The sequence below is a fragment of the Acetobacter fabarum genome (genome assembly GCF_011516925.1).
GTDB lineage: Bacteria > Pseudomonadota > Alphaproteobacteria > Acetobacterales > Acetobacteraceae > Acetobacter > Acetobacter fabarum.
Window position 1 is genome coordinate 1 of record NZ_WOTG01000024.1, and the last position, 16289, is coordinate 16289.

Sequence of the window (16289 nt, forward strand, 5' to 3'; positions counted from 1 at the left end):
GAAACCGCCAAGGTCATCTCGTCTCGGTGAAGCAGCTTCTATACCCCCAGACACTAACCCGTCAACCCCTAACCGTAAAAACCCGTAAACCCACAGAAAACCAACACTTACTCCGATTCACAAACCCAAAATCACACCCAAAATCACCATAAATCCACTCATTAAATATGTTACAAAATTTCCATGTGAGGCGCGGAGTACGTTGGTTATGACCAGATCAGCCGAATATCTGAGGAATTAAGTTCAGATTTCATGACCAGAAGAGGGCTGGTAGCATAAAGAAAACTATGGCCGCTGCCGGTGCGAGCAACAACGCACTGCCACCTCTTGAGCCTGTCGAGCATGATTTCGAGGTAGTTTTGGCTCCATGGTGCCATTTGTCGCGCATGATGGCTGGACGCAAGAACTCCGCTCTGGAATGTAAGGTTTGGCCTACCCCGCATGCAGAGCATCGCGAAACCTATCGACTGCTACAAGACAGAATTTTTTCCAGACTGGATGACCAGACAGCAGAAGGTGCAAAGCATTCTCTCCTATTGTGATGACAATCTTATTCCTGTTCCTTCTGCCATTATCTCATCAGGGCGTGGCATTTATCTCAAGTGGTATTGGGCCTCACCTATCCCAAGAGAGGCTGTAGGACGTGCCGTAGCCCTCAACAAACAGCTTGTGTCCCTGTTTGCCCCACTTGGTGCAGACCCGGCCTGTGTGGACGTATCCAGAATCCTGCGTGTTGTGGGAACCCTGAACAGCAAGAACAACCAGCCGGTGGAACTATTGCATCAGACAGACAGGGATGGTCATGCCATCACATATGTCTTTGATGATTTTGCAGACGAGGTTCTTCCCTATTCCCTGGAGCAGATACGCGAATGGAGAGAAGCCCAGAAGGAACGCTATGAAGCCAAGGGACAGGTCATCCATCTGGCACGTGAGAAAGCCAGGGAAAGGCTCAAGGCTGGCAACCGCAAGGCATGCAACAGGTTTGACTGGTGCTGGCGTGTTGTGGAGGACATCAGGACCATAGCAGACAAAAAATATGGGGGTGTCATTCCTTACTGTGAGGAATCCGGGCATGTGGCTGGCCCTGACATGTATGCCCATATCGGGGCTTCCATGCTTGGCAATATCATCCCATCCCAACAGCTATGGCCGGAAATCAAGACATGGGCAGGTCTTATCCTTCCAGCTTCCTATGTGAACGATAAAAGAAACCTGCTGGCTCATTCGTCCACCCTGCTCAAGAAAGCCAAGCAGGTTGCCAATATGACGGAAGAAGAACGTATAAGGAACGAAGAGGCCGGACTTAATCGTAAAGGAGCTTATCGTTATAAAACACAGACCATCATCGACAGGCTTGGCATTACCTCTGATGACATGCGAAATTTCAATCTCAAGGTGTTAATCGACAAGGACGAAAAACGCAGGAGAGACAGGGAAAACACCATGCACAAACGCAGAGAAGCTGGTGTTATGGAGCGTGCGGAATGGCTAAACGCATCAAACAATAAGATTGCTCAGGCATTATCGACATGGCCCAACGAAAAGAAACTGACACAACAGGCTTTGGCTGATGCGACAGGTCTTTCCGTTAGAACAATACGTTCTCACTGTAAAAAACATGTTGAATAAAGCAGTTTTTATTACTCAGCCGTGATGCCTTTTCCGATGGCAATTTGGACAGAGAGCAGTTACATTATCTAAAGCATCTTTTCCTCCTTCAGATAATGGAACAATATGATGCACCTCCAAATAGGGTTGTCCATTTGATTTTCTTATAAATGGAGCCTTAGCTCCACAATCATTGCAGCTTCCTTTAGCCTGAAACAATGCTTCAGCTACAATGTTAGGATCACGATTAAAGACCTTCGCTTTCCTCATACTGAATGATGGTAATTCTGTAATAGTCTTAATCTTCTTCAATCGTTCTTCGGATGGAAGTTGATATGCTTCAGAAACTGCTTGGTCAAAACTTAGTTGTTCGACATTTAAATCATCATAATCATTCGGCAAAAGACCTTCTTTATGCGCATCATCAATATATTCACTTGCAAAATAAGATATTTCCTTTTTTAAATTATTAAAATCAATTTTTGACAGTGGCATTCTGTTATTTTCCAGTTTGAAATCATCACTATGAATATCCATCTGGCCTTGCCATAGATACCATACTCGGAAAAATACACGCTTTGCTCTCTGCCCATTTAGGGGTCTAATCCCACACCGCAAATCAGGAGTTTTAGTAAAATACCAGTCTAATCCATAATTATGAGAAATAGAAATTATTTCATTTAATTGCTTTGATATTAAATCTTTATCCTCCAATGCATTCAATTTTTCTCTAAACAGAGCATTATTTAATAATATACCTATCAACTTATTTCTCCTTGGAATTTTTTCACTTCTCCCATACATCTTTTTTTCCTTTATTATCCATAATAAATTATCAAAGCAGACCAGCTTGTTAAAAAATAGGCAAAGTGTGTCCCTACATATAATCTGCGTAGCCCTGAGATAAATTAAATCTAAAAATTAAGGTTTAATATAAATGGAGACTGCCAGATAAAACTCAAAAGAAACCAATAAATAGCGAGCGTAGCATTGCGGAGCGATTAAAAGGAACAATCAACAAATTAGAGTCTCACGTGTGAAAAGAATAAATCAGGGCAATGAGCGAAGCGATGCCCATTACGTTAGTGAAGTAAGGTTTAATCTTAGGTCACATAGTGACCGGGGGTCTGGGGGGATTTTTTCAATTTTTTGACCAAAGTATCGATTTGGCTTTTTTTGCACTGGTTGTGTCCGACCATATAATCACACATTTCATGGAAAACGCTCAGAATTGCCACATCATAAGCATTTTACCCTTCAGGCATATAATCCTACCCTTTAAAGGTTTTTCGTTGCTCCATATGTCTTATGTCGTGTTTTCCAAGCTATCCCGCGTAATGGATATACCGGAATCATTTCAGAACATTGGTTTTCTCTCAATTTCGGGATGTTTTCCCTTTTTATCTCCATTGCTCAACAGGTTTTTATGTTGAGTAACGCGCTGTTTTTTCTTCTCATAGTCAACACAAAACCCTGTTGACTATTCAACATAAATAATAAAATATGATATTTATAAATATAGATTAACATTATACTTGATTTTATGTTTAATATTATGTTAATATTTAATAATACAGCAACATAATTTAAAGGAGGGATATTATGGCAAAAGCCAAAAAAGCATTATTTACATCATTTGGTCTGCTCAATTTTCAGGAACGCAAGGTGTTGAATGAAGGCAATACGTTCTTTGAAGCAACACCAGAGGGTGGAAAGTCCGACAAGACGTTTTGCGTTACACTGGATGATGGAAAACAGATGTATTGCTATGTCAGCAACGACAAGCTTACTTTTTACAAGGCCAATCTGGATGGCACTCACAAGCAATGGCTGTTCAATGTTTTTCCGGATGGAGGCATATTTTCGGCTCATTCCATGGAAAACAAAAAACGTAAAAAAGAACAGGCCAAGGCTCAGGAACAGAAAACACAGCAGACTGGTGCTCAGAAGCCGGAACGCAGGACTTTGACGCTCCCCAAGGCTTCACAAAAGAAAGCCCCTGTTGTCGTGGAAATCACAAAAAAGAAACGCTAATTCCCTTACTCTTCACCATTCAAACAGACAAAATTCACAAGAAGTTTTTCAGTCATTTTATAAGGAGATTTTAATCATGCAATTTCGATTATTAGACAATAAAGCCAGACCCAAATGGGAAATCAGTCGTTGGACATACAGCCCTGAAAGGAAACGAGCCATCAAGGAAACCGGCTGTGACTGCTGGCAGACTTGCGCCTGTGCTCAATCTGCCAGAACTGCCCCGTCATGCCATCGGCCATACTGACCTGCGGCGTCAGTCCCGCGGCCTGTATCATGGCAGTAACAACGCCCGGCCCCGTCATGTTCAGCCAACCATCAAGCACCCGCAGATCCAGCAGCTTGGCCAAATAATCGCGGCATTGGACAGACGCCGAAGTTTCGGCAGGGCTAAAGTCCACATGATCAACAATGCCCTGAAACATTGTGACCCACTGCGCTCCGGCAACTGCCGCATCGCGCATTTGGAGTTGCACATCAATATCTGGCAATGCGGCAGCGCCAGAAGGAGACCGCACATCAAACCAAAGCCCAGAAGCTGGGATTTTAGTGCGATCCAGAGCAAACGACAGATCCAGCGTGTCTGCCCGGCTGTAGCGCGTGCGCGTGAGAGTAAATTGCTCCAGCCCCGTTTCTGGCCGCTCCGTACCATTCACCAGCACACGGGCCTGCGGCATACGCCACGTTCTGTGCCCGGTCGCTGTAACACTCACGCTCTCGCTCATGCTGCAACCCCCGGCACACCACTGGCTAAAGAAGAGTCGGTGGCGGGGATAACCAGCGGAACAGGCGTCGCAAATGCGGACAGATCGGGGTCGGTCAGGCCGTTAAGCTGGGCAATCCGCCACCATTGCGTGGCATCCCCCAGATGGGCGGCCGCCACATGATAAAGCGTCCTGTCCGCCGCTGTCACTTTGATGGTGTTCGCCATGTCACCCTACCACGCTGAAACCAGCGGGCCATTCTGCGTACCATCTGTAGCCGTTATTGTGTTGGCGTAGGCCCGGTTAACAAGCGCACCAGACTGCGCCGCCGTCGTGTGCAACTCTGCGTTCTGCGTAAGCGTGGAAAGCCCCGCCGTCCCGTTCAGACTAATGCCCTCCAGGTTGGAGCCAGTCTGGCTGAGTGCTGTTGTCAACCCGCTCCCGGCTCCTTCAAGGCTGGAGACAAGACTTGCCGCGCCCGTTGGCACAGAGGCGAGGTTAACAGCCGCCCCTGATAAGCCATTGGCAGTCGTAAGGTCGCTCTGTATCCCTGCAAACACGCCACCAGCGCCAACCATATTCGCAATGGGCGTCACCTGCCCCACAATGCTCCCAAGCTCGCCGGTTATGTTGCCAGCAATGGTCGCCACGTCATTCAGGCTATCCGTGATGCCCGATATTGCACTGGCCGCATCATCTCCGATCAGCGAAGACAAGCTGGACGTGTTGGCGCCAGCAGCCGCCGCACTCTGCGCGGGCTGCTCCAGCACCAACCGATAGGGGATCACCACGCCCTTTTGCTGGTAGTCACACGAAAACTCAGCAATTTTGACCGTGAGCGTCAGGCCTGCGCCAGAAAAAGCAACGGGCTGCCCCGCAATGCGCATCTGCTTGAGCATTTGTGAGCGCGCAAACGCAGTTGGGCCTAAAAACCTCCCCTCCAACTCAAGGCGTGACGGATCATTGCCAATGGCATCCAGCACTCGGCCGCCGCCGGGCAGGCGATGCACAACAACCTGCTGCTGGCCGCCATCGCGTATGCGATCGGGCACTTCCATGCCAGTCAGCACGAGGCCGCCAATCTGCACCGGAGCAGACGCAGACAACCGCCCTATCGAACCAATCGCGGTTTCGATGTTGGTCAGCGTCAAAGACATGGAAGCTCACAGGCGCAAAGGGCGCGCGGATAATATTGGTCACATTTGTGGAAGAGTATTTAACCTGTGCCAGAAATTGCGCGCAGGTACAAGGGGGAAGATGATAGGAATGGGCGCCACCTCGCGCCATCACGAATACTAAGGAGGATAATTTGAGGTTTCCTTTTAAGGCTCTCCTCGCATTGCTGCTAGTGCTCGGCCTAATTCCCCCGGCTTACGCTCTGGACCCAACCACATACCGACCCAGGCAATATCAGCAGTTAGACGAAGGTCAGCTTCTGGAGCACAATCATTATACGAACAAAGAAGGGAAATCTGTTCACGCCCCTGCGCACACACGTAATGGAGAAGCGCCCCCTGGAGCGTCAGCTAAGTGCGGAGACGGATCTTATAGTTTCAGTCTTCACCGCAGAGGAACATGCTCACACCATGGCGGTGTCGTGAATTGGTTAGGGTGATATTTCTATGGTGACGGCAATCTCCACGCCTGAGATTTGACCCGATCAGGCACGCCGGGGAAAGGATCTATCCCTGTGTTTTGAATTAACGTTGCTACCGTCACCTGCGTGCAATGCGGATGCTGCCGCGCATTGCGGCAAACATATACCCCAGAACGATCTTTGCTTGGAGAATATACTGCCTTCCAAGTGCTAGAAGGTACATAAACCTGATCGCGCCCTACTTTCTCTATTGGCCTGAGGTGGAACGCCGGACCAGTCACGACGTACAGCTCGCCCTCATCGTCCGCCAAGCTTCGAACGCGGCGTTCAATCCGAGCCCATATCCCCTCATTAAGGGAGGCCGTCTGAGGAACAATATTTGTCAATGCATATGTCTCGTGCTGCGCTTCGTCTGTTGGTTGGTCGCCGCTTGGAGCCATATGGCCACGGTCATAGATTGATGCGTGATAGTCCGATAAATCAGCGCTCCCTGAGAAGCGAGAGTCTGCATAAAATAGACCTGATCTCTTGAGCCTCTCTGCCGCTTCAACGTCATCAGACCACAAATGCTCAGCCGCCCATAGAGGACCACGCGATATACTGGACGCGAGAACAGCGTAGCCACGGTTGCATAACAATTTCATCCCGGCTTCAAGGTTGTGATTCACAACAGCGGGGAGGTGGCCATTAGCCCCGAAATCTTGGCAATTATCTTCTTCCGCAAGGGCAGACAGCGGAACGGCCAAAAAGGCGCACAACAAGAATAAAGCTCTCATGCCAATGCGGGTGCCATCATAGAGCCTCTCTGTAAAGTTTACTCAGCCCCCGGGATAACATTGGCTGTGACCGGCTGGGCCACCGTTTGCATGACCATGAATGGCTCCTGAATGGTGGGGGCAGCGTAGTACAGGTTGGGGGTTGGGTACAAGGATAGGCGAAAGAGCGGATTCCGATTAAGGATCGAATTAGGCCCAACCATTCAGAGCCCAAAAACCGCAGCATTTGCTTCCATATCTCCTGCATTAAAATAGGAGCCATCGGCGGGTATGATTTTGTTTTCTATTACCAAGCAAGCAATAGGCTTGGTAATAGAAAATTTTAGATTTGTCAAGAGATGTGGCGTTTTTCATCTTGTGAGCGGGCGCGGCTATGAATATCTCTTGCCTATTACAGAGCGGCTAAATGCCCCTGTAATCATGGTGGATTGCAAATTGCTGATGGTTACGCATTGTGCGTTTTACACTCACCTTGATGCGCTACCGTTGAAAAATGGGGGAGCTATATGCTGGCGAGAAAAAAAGATGAACAATGGGGGCTAACCCCCCTCAATGAGAGAGATTACTGCTCAAGCGAAGAGCGTTCGTTTTTCGAGTCTATCGAGAAGCCGCAAGCTCCCTCAATTGAGCTGAGAGAGGTGTTTGCTACTTATGGACGTTTCCTTAAAGACCAAGCTTGAGCTCAGCGATGTGCTTATAAACCCGCTTGATCCTAACATGGATCGAGCGGGTTTTTCTTGTGGCAACACTACGATTGATAATTTCTTTAAAAATAACGCAAGAAAACAACACCAGAACCATCAGGCGCGCGTATACATAGCCGCTTATAACGGGTTGCCTATTGGGTATTATTATCTTGTAGTGAAATCAAGTTTGCCAGAAGAGGTTGGGGGAACGGCAGAAAAAAAATTCGAGAGAGCCGGATCCGTTCCTACCATTTATTTGGGCATGATAGGCGTATCTTCTCAATATCAAAGATGTGGTTTGGGACAATTGCTAATGCTTGATGCGATGCAGAATACTTTGCGCGTGGCTAAATTAGCAGGGGTGTATGCCCTCACTCTGGATGCTCTCAATGAAGATGTGGCCAAATTATATGAAAAATGGGGGTTTAAAAGATTTATTGAGGGAGGCCTATCGATGTATATCGCCATTCCCACAATAGTTGCCCTCTTTAATCATAATGATTCTGTTAAGCCCGCCTAGTGCGGGCTTTTCCATGTCCAGCCGGCTCCCCAAAATAACCCTCCCCACCTCCCCCAAACCCAGCTAAACTAAGAAAAACTTAACGGGAGGTTGGTTTGAGGCGGTTTGTTTTAATAGTGGCTCTATCTGCAATTTCAGTTCATGCCAGCCCAAGCTATGCCGCGCCAAGCGCACAGATGGACACTCCCCAACAAATCCCTAATGGCCCAAAATACCCAGATACTTTGACAAAACGGGACGGCGAAGCTGAGGTCACAGTCACGGCAGACATAGACACGAATGGTAGAACCGTTAACTGTCGCGTGGTCGCATCCTCCAATCCAGAAGCCAGTAAATCTAGCTTGGAGTATTGCCAGAGAGCGCGGTACAGCCCAGCAACCTTAAACGGGAAGCCTGTTGTGCAGTACGGCAAGGTGTATCATTTCAAGTTTAAGCTAGACTAGCTCGCTCCCCATACGCCGCCCCTGATACAGCGCGCGCCGTATCGGGGACAGCGCCGGAGGCGCGCATGCCTTGGCGGGCCTTCTGCGTCCGCGAATTTCTGCCCCCATTCCTCCATCAGTGCGCTAAAGTGGAAGAAAATTCTGGTGTTGGTCGCGGCGCTCTAACGGCCCCGCGCACGGGACGATCAATACATTGATATTGATAGATTTAATTAACTCACTCCCACTGCTCCAATATCGTTCTCTTGTAATCACAAGAGCCAGCACTCGATGCTAGATACCTTTTTGCGCAATGAGGGAATGTCGTGAAACTATTTAACCTTGCTTTGGCATGCGCCGTTTCAGTTGCATCATTGGCGCTCCCCCTTCAGGGACATGCTCAAGAACACAATGAAGCATTGCCGCAATTTGATAACACCATTTATTGCGTTGCGCCGGCCGCTGACCGGAAAGGGGTGTCTCTTTACTCTATTGGGGCTTACCGCATGTTAACCGAGCACTCCGGTCAACGTTGCAATGCTTCCACCTACCATAATGGGCCTGCGTTTTGGAGCGATCCGATCACAATCTCCTAAGCTGCGCGATACAAACCGATCTGTCCGCAAGGGGCCAAAGAAGTAAGGCGCACAACGGCTCAATGCGGTATCTGCATCACGCCGTTAGCTTAGGGGCGCTCGCTTGTGGTGCCCCCAATGCTTAAGGATAAAACCAGGCAGCGTTCAGTCTTTTTCACCAAAAACCACAGTCTGACAAAGCACAGGCGCGGGGTCGGATGATTCATCTACCGAGCCCCATGCCGAGGAAGGCTGCGCACTATCCTCCCATTCTACGAGAACAGGGCGGAATGGTGTGTTTATTTTCATTTTTCCTCCAAAGAAGGCGGGCAATGGCCAAATTTCTCGTATCTTATCAATTCAGAACAACCATTAATGATTTACATGCGGTGTTTAAAAAGAAAGCAGAAGAAAAAAAATTTTGCGAATACGTATTCGCCACTGATATAAACAACAAAAGTCAATACTGCAAACTACCCAATACAACACTATGGTGCGAAAAAAAATCCATCACATCTGTTTCTGATGCCTTATTAGACATTTCAGGGAGAGTGTTTGATGAAGCCGTGAGCGAAGGAAAGCTCAGTCGTGCAGAAATAGCAAACGCGAGAATAACAGGCGGCCTCCTTGAGAACTTCTCTGTTTCTTACATTAGCACTCTTCAGGGGGGCAATGTATCGCTTCACGTAAAAGAGGGCACCTTTGTAGGCTTGGTTGATTATAGCGCCTCAATTTATGACGCACTGGCACATCAAGCCGCCCAGAGGGAGCAACCCCCTCCCCCTTCACTGCCCCACGCTCCTCCCCGGATACTGCGCGTACTGCATCAGATCCGGGGCCGTGCCTGAGGCGCGCATGTCTTGGCGGGCGCGGCGCTCCTGTGACGCCTCAACGTGTGCCGCAATCTGTTTCCCGTCCACATAGACATTCACCTGCGTTGCAGGCTGCGCTTGCCCGGCCTTCATGTTCAAGCCAAACATGCCGTAGCTATGGTCGTAAAGCCATTGAGCTTGCTGCGCCTCTTTCGGGTGAGAGCGGAGTGTCTCCCTGAGTTGATTATCCCGCGCCTTCTGGTCCTCGTATAGAGAATATCCCTCGTAAGCGAGGCCAGCACCAGAAAGCAGGCGACCGAAAATTGTTGAAGCTCGGGCGGCCGTGGATGCCGCAGCCGCGGGCGCAGCGCCAGAAGCGGCAGCGGTAGGAGCGCTTGGTATGGAAGCTTTCGACAGTGTTGCCAGAAGAAGCTTCAGTCCTTTGTTTAACGGCCCCAGAGCGGCCCCAGCAACGGCCATGGAGCCAGATAGCGCCACCAGTCCGGCGATGCCTGCAACTCCCAACTCAATGTCAGCTACCGCCCGGGGATGCTTGCGCGCAGCGTCCGTGAGCGTGGTTATAACCCCCGTCAGCCTGCCAATCATGCCTGTAGTATAGCAAGCACGCCTTCTACCTTCTGTGAGAGCTGCTCAATCTTTGGCGCTATCTGTTTATTAACGATGCCTTTCACCATGCCGCCAAGGGCCTGCATCATACGGCGTTCGATTTCCGCGACTGACACAGATGGCTGGATAGAAAGCGCCTGCTGTTCTCGCCATATGAAATAGCGACGAGCCAAACGGCCCTTCTCATTGTTCTCGACCATGGACAACTCCTTGGCCATGTCGAGCGTCAGGCGATATTCTTTAGTCTTCTGAGCGCGAGATTTTGAGGCGTCCGGATTGGGACGGCTCAAGCCATCATAAGTTTCAAAGTCTTGTCCCTCAATGAAACCAAACTCGTCCACGCGTCCCGGCATCCAAGCACGAAATGCGCGCCCTACTTTTAGGCCCTCATGGAGCGAACGCCCCTCAACGCCAAGAACAACCTTGCCGCCAATAGTCATTTCTGATGCAACGCAGATAGCAGCAATATCGACAAACTCTGCGGGAATAGGGAGATTGGCGCTCATGCCGTCCCTCCTTCACGAAGGAACGGGAACGCACTTAGAACGCGCTCGTGCATCACGTAGTATTCGCAGAATTTGCTCCCACATGCCAAACGAAGAGCGTTCCCTACGCAGGCGCGAATTTTATTCACATCATCGCCGCAAAGAAGAACATCCGCGGTAAGCATCATAAATGCCTCAAGGGCAATTTGGTGCTGCGCCACAGACGCGGCTTGCGGGTCTATCCCATCTTTGAGCATACAAGCCACAGCATCAGGAGATTGATGAAGATTTTGATATTTTTCGTCCATTCTGATACGATCAGACATAGCTGTTTTTTTCCTATTCAGCGTGAGAGGCATCGGGGTTTGCTTGGCGGCTGCCCGGTGCCTTTTTTGTTTCCAAACCTTCTTGAAGAAGGCCACGAATCGCATCGGTACGAGTTTTTCCTCCTCTTGCGATACCCCACCGATCTACATCTCGAACTACATCAGGATGTAATAGTACCACAACTCGGACCAGACTTTCTCGGCTCTTAAGCGCGTCTCGATATACCTCCCTCGCCTTGAGGGAGTGATTGCGTGCTGTCATATGTGTAGCCTCCAAACTACACTCAGGACTACATCATGACGCACATATGCAGGTCAATATATTTTATGAGATAAGGGTGGAATTATTTTTTATGTGCATTGGGAGGCGCATATGGCTGACAAAGACGGCATGGAGCGCAAGGTTTATCTTTTGCCCGAAGAGCTTGTTGAGCGCATTAAGGCATACCAGTCTTCTTGCGGATTGCCCTCAGAAGTAGAAGCCGCACGCCGACTTTTGAGTGAAGCTTTGCAGGCCCGTGATTCTATTGATGAAATAATGAAGCAGGTGAGGGATCAGTTCCAAAAAGATAGAGACTTAAGGGCCTTATCTAGGGAAGTTCTCAGCTCACATATCCTCGTAACCAAAATAGAAATAGAAGATAACGAGTTAAGATTTGTAATTAGAAACCTTGATGCTGGGAAAATAACCAGAAAAGGCGTTATGTTCACCGGTTCAGCAAACGATGATGGCTGGATAAATTCTTGGGAAACTTGGCCTAAAAAAGAAAAAAAGCCATCCTCCTCGTGGAGTGCGCAGGAAGAAGAAATCCCCTTCTAATCCCGTTCCCCATCTGTGTACCTTTTGGGGATATGCGGGTACTGGCAGGCTGGGCGGGAAGGGAATCCACATGACCGACAAAAAGCCCGCACCCAAACCTCAGCCACAACGCCCAAATCCCACGTCCATTATTCAAAACGTGAAAAGATCGCCCGGAGCGTTTGTGGGGGATTCCGCCTTAAAACGAACCCCACCCTCCACAAATAATGGACATAAGAAATGACATGACGGGCGTCAGGCTTAAAGATACCCATGCGGCCTTAAGCCAGCGCCTGTCTCTTCCTATGATTTTAGCATTTTCAATTGTGATATAGGACGCTGTGTAAGCCATCCATAACGTGGCATGCACTTCATTGCGCTCAGGCACATCGGATAGAATGGTATCTACCGTATCCGGCCCTACATTCTTGGTCACGAGGGTTGTGGAATAAAGGCCAGCCGCGCACAGGCCGCTTGTGATGCCAAACCCCAGCGCCATAAACGCACAGACAATCGAGTATTCCCTCTGGGAGAAAGCCCCCGCCAGGGATGCAGTTGTGAGGGTAACAGATAGTGGGAGAATAGCGCTCAGACGCCCCTTGATCCTATCGAACGAGGCGGCTGTTTCTTGGTATCCCGCATCGGCCAGTGTTCTTTTTTCCTTGGCCAGCCACAGAGCAAAATCTTTATCGTCGGTCATTCTTGCGTTCTCCACGCGGCGATATGCGGCTGTTCTTCATCAATTGCAATATGACGGGGCAGATATTCCCGCCTTATTCCGGGCTCCCAGTATCCCCGCTCCCCACCTGCTCAAGTCAAATTATATATACAATATACCTTCCCCAATCTGACCTTATCGTATATACAATAATCCATGAGATACGATTGGGACGAAACAAAGCGACAGAGCAACATCGCCAAACACGGCGTTGATTTTGTCGTGGCAGAAGGCTTCGAATGGGACGTTGCTCTCATCATGGCCAGCCAGAGCGCCAACGAGCCTCGCCTTGTCGCTGTCGCCCCAATCAATCTGCGGCTTCATGTTCTGGTATTCAGCATTGAAACCCGCATTGTTCGCATAATCAGCCTGCGCAAGGCCAACAAACGGGAGGCAAAGCTCTATGCCGCGCAAACCTGAATTTATCATGCCCACGGATGATGAGGACGCCCGGATCAACCAGGGCATTGCCATGGACCCGGACAACCCGGAACTGACGAAGGCAGACTTCCTACGGGCACGGCCTGCCCAAGAGGTCGCCCCTACCCTAGCCAGCGCACGCCGGGTGCGTGGGCCGCAGAAAGCCCCCACCAAAACGCTCGTGTCCATGCGACTGGACCCCGATCTGGTGGCCCGCCTCAAGGCCGATGGCCCCGGCTGGCAAGGCCGCGCGAATGAACTGCTGCGTCAGGCTGTGGGACTTTAAGGCGTACGACATTACAGCGGGAACAAACTCCTAGCCGCACACTGCGCCGCCATGGTACCGTGCGTGCCATGCAAAACCCCCGATGGGAAACCGACGAAGAATTTGACGATGGTGGAACGCCAATGTGGCGCGCACGTCAGGCGCACCTGCAGCAGCAGGCAAGGCACACAATCACCATCAATGCACCTCCGCCCGCCCCCAGAACCTTGCGGGAATGGTGGGATAGCCTGACTGTCGCGCAATGCGCCCTCATCGGCTATTTTGTGCCAATGTTCCTAATGGCATCACTGGTCGTGGGTGGTGTTATTTTCATTCTGGCGCTCGACTGGCTGGGGCGGCACGGGGTCATTCATCCCCAATAACGGGCACGCTGCCATTGGCAACGCCCTCACCAAACAACCGCCCAACAAAATGGCGCCCTATAACCCGCGCCACATCCTCTTCCTTGCGGATTAGCGCTCCGGCCAGCGCAGCGCGTGGCGGCTGCTTTGCGCTGCCAAGCTCGAAATACACCATTTTGTCATCATTGGAGCCAACACGCCCGGTGCGCCCCTGTACGTTACGCTCAATACCGCACCTGCCATATGAAACCGAAATTGCACTTTATTCAGATGCCCAAGCCCAGACCGCGGCGCTTGAGGCTGAGGTTGTGCGGTTGCGGGAGGTTATTCATAAAATGATTGATATGAGCAGGAATGCTCAAACATGGTCTCTGAATAACAGGCCTGCGAATTGCCGAGATGAATTGTCAGCCATAGGCCACCTCGGTGAGAAAGCCCTGAAAGGCGGTGCGGCATGACCAACCCCACAAACTGGCCCAACCCTGAGCGGCCCGGTGTGCCGATGTTTCCTGAGCGTGAAATGCGCCATGTCCTTAAAAAGAAAGATACCGGCAAAGTCATAATCAGAAACTGGAAATCTGATGGCCAGCATTGGGATATGATTGGTCGATCCGCTTCGTGGTGCAGCGACACATATTTTTATGAGGGAACATTCATCACCGCCACGCAAATAGACGAGTTGCTGGCGGGAGAGCGGGAGAGGTGTGCTGAAATAGCGCGCCGCAATATGAATGACGCAGCAGGACGTATGCAAACGGATGCAGGTGAAGCATGGGTCCGAGCCTATGCCCAGCGGACCATGGCAAATGAAATTGAGGTTGAAATAATTAACCTAGGAACCGCGCCATGAGGACAAGAGAGGAGCAGATTACTGAATTAGCACATCGTTTGGCGTGCCAAAATGACCGACTAGAAGATGGGCATATTCAAGATGCTACAGGAGTTATCCTAGAAGCCGAACGCCGGGCAGAACAGCGCGTGCGGGCGGAGATTGCGCGGGATAGTGAGCGGTTGGATTGGTTATTGGCGCACTCACATTATGGAATCCCCGGATTTGATCCAGTTGTCTCTGGGCGCACTCCAGAAAAGCGCAGGACTGATCTTATTCAAGCCATCGACGCAGCGCGGGAGGTGGGGTGATGCTGACAACATCAGATTACCAATCCGATGCCGCCGCCAGACTTGCCGACATAGTGGCGGACGACAAAATCCTATGGGGTATTGTGGCTAACGCTAGACCAAAGCGCAGAGGGCCGCGCTGGGTAGGAGTTATGGAGCGAACGGGGATGGGATCAACGGCTTCGGTATTGCTTTGCAGGCGCTTTGGATTTGACCCGGATGAGGTTGTAAAATGACTGACCCAAGGATTGAGGCGGCTGCCCGGGCTTTGTGCATTCAGAACGGGCATGACCCGGATGGACAAGATAGTTACGTCCAGTCAGGCATGGATGCAAACTGGTGTGCATTTGTGGATGATGCAAAGGCTGCCCTCGCAGCAGCAGGCGCGGCAGCTTGGAGGCCGATTGAAACGGCACCGAAAGATGGCTCGCTGATTCTTGTCACAGTAAAGCACATTGGCTGTGATGTGGTGTCGTTCTGGGGCACGGGCTGGCGAGAGACTACAAACGGCCTGATGCTGAGAGATGAGCCTACCCACTGGCAACCGCTCCCCACTCCACCCAACGCAACACCGCAAGCAGCCCCCGGCGCTATAACCATCCCAGAGGTGCGCAACGACCGGCCTATTCCGGGGAAGGGGGGATGATGGGTGATAAACCGAAAGAAGAGCGGCGTACATATTACTGCTCATTCTGCGGGAAGTCGCAGCACGATGTGCTTAATCTCATTGCCAGCCCCCGGGCATTTATATGCAATGAGTGCACGGATCTATGCGCAGAGGTTTGTGACGAAGCACGGGCCGAGAAGGCGGCTAAAAGCATCATCGCAAAAACACTGAAAGTGAAGCGCTCCATAAAGAGAGTATTATCTGCTCGGTTTTGGGGAGGAGGAGATGGGTGAGGTTTTAGCAGCTCCTGCGCGGCGCATACTCAACATGAAAGAGGCAGCAGCATACTTGGGCATGTCAGTAACGACATTCCGTGAATGCGTCGCCCCTAAAGTCCAGAGCATAAAACTTATGCCCAGTAGGGTCAGCTACGACGTGGATGAATTGAATAAGTTTATCGACCGCGCATCAGGGCGCGCCCCAGCGCCGACCGAGAAACAATTTTGGGATCAATATAGGTGACAGTAATTCGCCTGAAATACGTTCACAAATTCCCCGGCAGAAATGGAAAGACACGCTACTACCTAAGAAAGCCGGGACACAAACAGGCAAAGCTACCAGATCCATCTAGCCCAAGGGCCTTGGCGAAGGCGATGAAATAAGGAACCGAACAGCCATTGGTATCTGTCAGCCGCGCCACAACCTGTGCGCGTCGTTGGGCAATGCTTGGGTTCACCCCAGCGCACGGATCTGGCAGCCCAAGTGTTGCCTCCCACTCGGGCAACAGTTCGGTTGTACTGGTGGGAAACGCATCAACCAGCAGA

Annotated in this window: 24 protein-coding genes and 1 pseudogene; 15 read left to right on the forward strand and 10 right to left on the reverse strand. The window is 50.4% G+C overall.

Annotation, left to right across the window (positions count from 1 at the left end; genetic code table 11):
- Positions 1-441: 441 nt before the first annotated feature.
- Positions 442-1632: a hypothetical protein gene (locus GOB83_RS13740; protein WP_165926492.1), complete on the forward strand. Its 1191-nt coding sequence runs from the start codon at positions 442-444 to the stop codon at positions 1630-1632.
- A 15-nt stretch (positions 1633-1647) separates the two neighbouring features.
- Here GOB83_RS13740 and GOB83_RS13745 read toward each other — a convergent pair whose 3' ends face one another.
- A complete protein-coding gene (locus GOB83_RS13745; protein ID WP_198912017.1) occupies positions 1648-2415 on the reverse strand; it encodes an HNH endonuclease in 768 nt (255 codons plus the stop codon).
- A 798-nt stretch (positions 2416-3213) separates the two neighbouring features.
- Here GOB83_RS13745 and GOB83_RS13750 point away from each other — a divergent pair.
- Entirely contained in the window at positions 3214-3645 is a 432-nt protein-coding gene (locus GOB83_RS13750; RefSeq protein ID WP_165926493.1) for a hypothetical protein, read from the forward strand.
- A gap of 161 nt (positions 3646-3806) precedes the next feature.
- Here the strand turns inward: GOB83_RS13750 and GOB83_RS13755 are convergent, their stop codons facing one another.
- The 3 genes from GOB83_RS13755 to GOB83_RS13765 are packed head-to-tail and all read right to left on the reverse strand — an operon-like array spanning position 3807 to position 5506.
- Positions 3807-4370, reverse strand: a complete 564-nt coding sequence (locus GOB83_RS13755; protein WP_242005880.1) for a hypothetical protein — start codon at positions 4368-4370, stop codon at positions 3807-3809.
- Positions 4367-4576 (reverse strand): hypothetical protein, encoded by a 210-nt coding sequence (locus tag GOB83_RS13760; protein ID WP_165926494.1) that lies wholly within the window; start codon positions 4574-4576, stop codon positions 4367-4369. Before GOB83_RS13760 ends, GOB83_RS13755 begins: the two co-directional genes overlap by 4 nt.
- Before the next feature lie 6 nt (positions 4577-4582).
- Entirely contained in the window at positions 4583-5506 is a 924-nt protein-coding gene (locus GOB83_RS13765) for a hypothetical protein (RefSeq protein ID WP_165926495.1), read from the reverse strand.
- A 191-nt stretch (positions 5507-5697) separates the two neighbouring features.
- Here GOB83_RS13765 and GOB83_RS15305 point away from each other — a divergent pair, with 191 nt between their 5' ends.
- Positions 5698-5964 carry a DUF3761 domain-containing protein gene (locus tag GOB83_RS15305; protein ID WP_373321598.1) on the forward strand — a complete coding sequence of 89 codons (267 nt, stop codon included), beginning with the start codon at positions 5698-5700 and terminating at the stop codon, positions 5962-5964.
- Between the two features lie 5 nt (positions 5965-5969).
- Here GOB83_RS15305 and GOB83_RS13775 read toward each other — a convergent pair whose 3' ends face one another.
- The gene (locus tag GOB83_RS13775) at positions 5970-6722 is read right to left on the reverse strand and encodes a DNA/RNA non-specific endonuclease (protein WP_165926496.1); all 753 of its coding nucleotides are present in this window, start codon (positions 6720-6722) and stop codon (positions 5970-5972) included.
- A gap of 270 nt (positions 6723-6992) precedes the next feature.
- On the opposite strand from GOB83_RS13775, the gene GOB83_RS13780 reads away from it, so the two are divergent.
- The 4 genes from GOB83_RS13780 (at position 6993) to GOB83_RS13795 (ending at position 9773) form a co-directional block, all read left to right on the forward strand.
- Positions 6993-7265, forward strand: a complete 273-nt coding sequence (locus tag GOB83_RS13780; RefSeq protein WP_165926497.1) for a hypothetical protein — start codon at positions 6993-6995, stop codon at positions 7263-7265.
- 108 nt (positions 7266-7373) lie between these two features.
- Positions 7374-7928, forward strand: coding sequence for a GNAT family N-acetyltransferase (locus GOB83_RS13785; RefSeq protein ID WP_165926498.1), 555 nt, complete (start codon positions 7374-7376; stop codon positions 7926-7928).
- A 176-nt stretch (positions 7929-8104) separates the two neighbouring features.
- Entirely contained in the window at positions 8105-8371 is a 267-nt protein-coding gene (locus GOB83_RS15310; RefSeq protein ID WP_373321599.1) for an energy transducer TonB, read from the forward strand.
- Positions 8372-9257: 886 nt separating this feature from the next.
- Positions 9258-9773 carry a hypothetical protein gene (locus GOB83_RS13795; RefSeq protein ID WP_165926500.1) on the forward strand — a complete coding sequence of 172 codons (516 nt, stop codon included), beginning with the start codon at positions 9258-9260 and terminating at the stop codon, positions 9771-9773.
- Between the two features lie 566 nt (positions 9774-10339).
- Here the strand turns inward: GOB83_RS13795 and GOB83_RS13800 are convergent.
- Positions 10340-10870, reverse strand: coding sequence for an antA/AntB antirepressor family protein (locus GOB83_RS13800; protein WP_165926501.1), 531 nt, complete (start codon positions 10868-10870; stop codon positions 10340-10342).
- Positions 10867-11175, reverse strand: a complete 309-nt coding sequence (locus GOB83_RS13805; protein WP_165926502.1) for a hypothetical protein — start codon at positions 11173-11175, stop codon at positions 10867-10869. Before GOB83_RS13805 ends, GOB83_RS13800 begins: the two co-directional genes overlap by 4 nt.
- A 373-nt stretch (positions 11176-11548) precedes the next feature.
- Between GOB83_RS13805 and GOB83_RS13810 the strand changes: the two genes are divergently transcribed.
- Entirely contained in the window at positions 11549-11995 is a 447-nt protein-coding gene (locus tag GOB83_RS13810; RefSeq protein WP_165926503.1) for a hypothetical protein, read from the forward strand.
- Positions 11996-12173: 178 nt separating this feature from the next.
- Here the strand turns inward: GOB83_RS13810 and GOB83_RS13815 are convergent, their stop codons facing one another.
- Complete coding sequence (locus tag GOB83_RS13815) at positions 12174-12674, reverse strand: hypothetical protein (protein ID WP_165926504.1); 501 nt, start codon at positions 12672-12674, stop codon at positions 12174-12176.
- Positions 12675-12848: 174 nt separating this feature from the next.
- On the opposite strand from GOB83_RS13815, the gene GOB83_RS13820 reads away from it, so the two are divergent.
- The 3 genes from GOB83_RS13820 to GOB83_RS13830 all read left to right on the forward strand — a co-directional run bounded on the left by GOB83_RS13820 (position 12849) and on the right by GOB83_RS13830 (position 13760).
- Positions 12849-13112, forward strand: a complete 264-nt coding sequence (locus tag GOB83_RS13820; protein WP_165926505.1) for a BrnT family toxin — start codon at positions 12849-12851, stop codon at positions 13110-13112.
- Positions 13096-13398 carry a BrnA antitoxin family protein gene (locus GOB83_RS13825; protein ID WP_165926506.1) on the forward strand — a complete coding sequence of 101 codons (303 nt, stop codon included), beginning with the start codon at positions 13096-13098 and terminating at the stop codon, positions 13396-13398. The genes GOB83_RS13820 and GOB83_RS13825 overlap by 17 nt, the downstream gene beginning before the upstream one ends.
- Positions 13399-13466: 68 nt before the next feature.
- On the forward strand, positions 13467-13760 hold the full coding sequence (locus GOB83_RS13830; protein ID WP_165926507.1) for a hypothetical protein: 294 nt from the start codon (positions 13467-13469) through the stop codon (positions 13758-13760).
- Here the strand turns inward: GOB83_RS13830 and GOB83_RS13835 are convergent.
- Positions 13744-13914 (reverse strand): hypothetical protein, encoded by a 171-nt coding sequence (locus tag GOB83_RS13835; RefSeq protein WP_165926508.1) that lies wholly within the window; start codon positions 13912-13914, stop codon positions 13744-13746. The genes GOB83_RS13830 and GOB83_RS13835 overlap by 17 nt on opposite strands.
- Positions 13915-14193: 279 nt before the next feature.
- On the opposite strand from GOB83_RS13835, the gene GOB83_RS13840 reads away from it, so the two are divergent.
- From GOB83_RS13840 to GOB83_RS15375, 4 genes are all read left to right on the forward strand, one after another.
- Entirely contained in the window at positions 14194-14589 is a 396-nt protein-coding gene (locus GOB83_RS13840; protein WP_165926509.1) for a hypothetical protein, read from the forward strand.
- Positions 14586-14879, forward strand: a complete 294-nt coding sequence (locus GOB83_RS13845; protein ID WP_165926510.1) for a hypothetical protein — start codon at positions 14586-14588, stop codon at positions 14877-14879. The genes GOB83_RS13840 and GOB83_RS13845 overlap by 4 nt, the downstream gene beginning before the upstream one ends.
- 211 nt (positions 14880-15090) lie before the next feature.
- Positions 15091-15504, forward strand: coding sequence for a DUF551 domain-containing protein (locus GOB83_RS13850; RefSeq protein WP_165926511.1), 414 nt, complete (start codon positions 15091-15093; stop codon positions 15502-15504).
- A complete protein-coding gene (locus GOB83_RS15375; RefSeq protein ID WP_165926515.1) occupies positions 15504-15758 on the forward strand; it encodes a ClpX C4-type zinc finger protein in 255 nt (84 codons plus the stop codon). Before GOB83_RS13850 ends, GOB83_RS15375 begins: the two co-directional genes overlap by 1 nt.
- Positions 15759-16090: 332 nt before the next feature.
- Here GOB83_RS15375 and GOB83_RS13860 read toward each other — a convergent pair.
- A pseudogene (locus GOB83_RS13860) lies at positions 16091-16288 on the reverse strand (putative phage tail protein); the annotation flags it as partial.
- Position 16289: the final 1 nt, after the last annotated feature.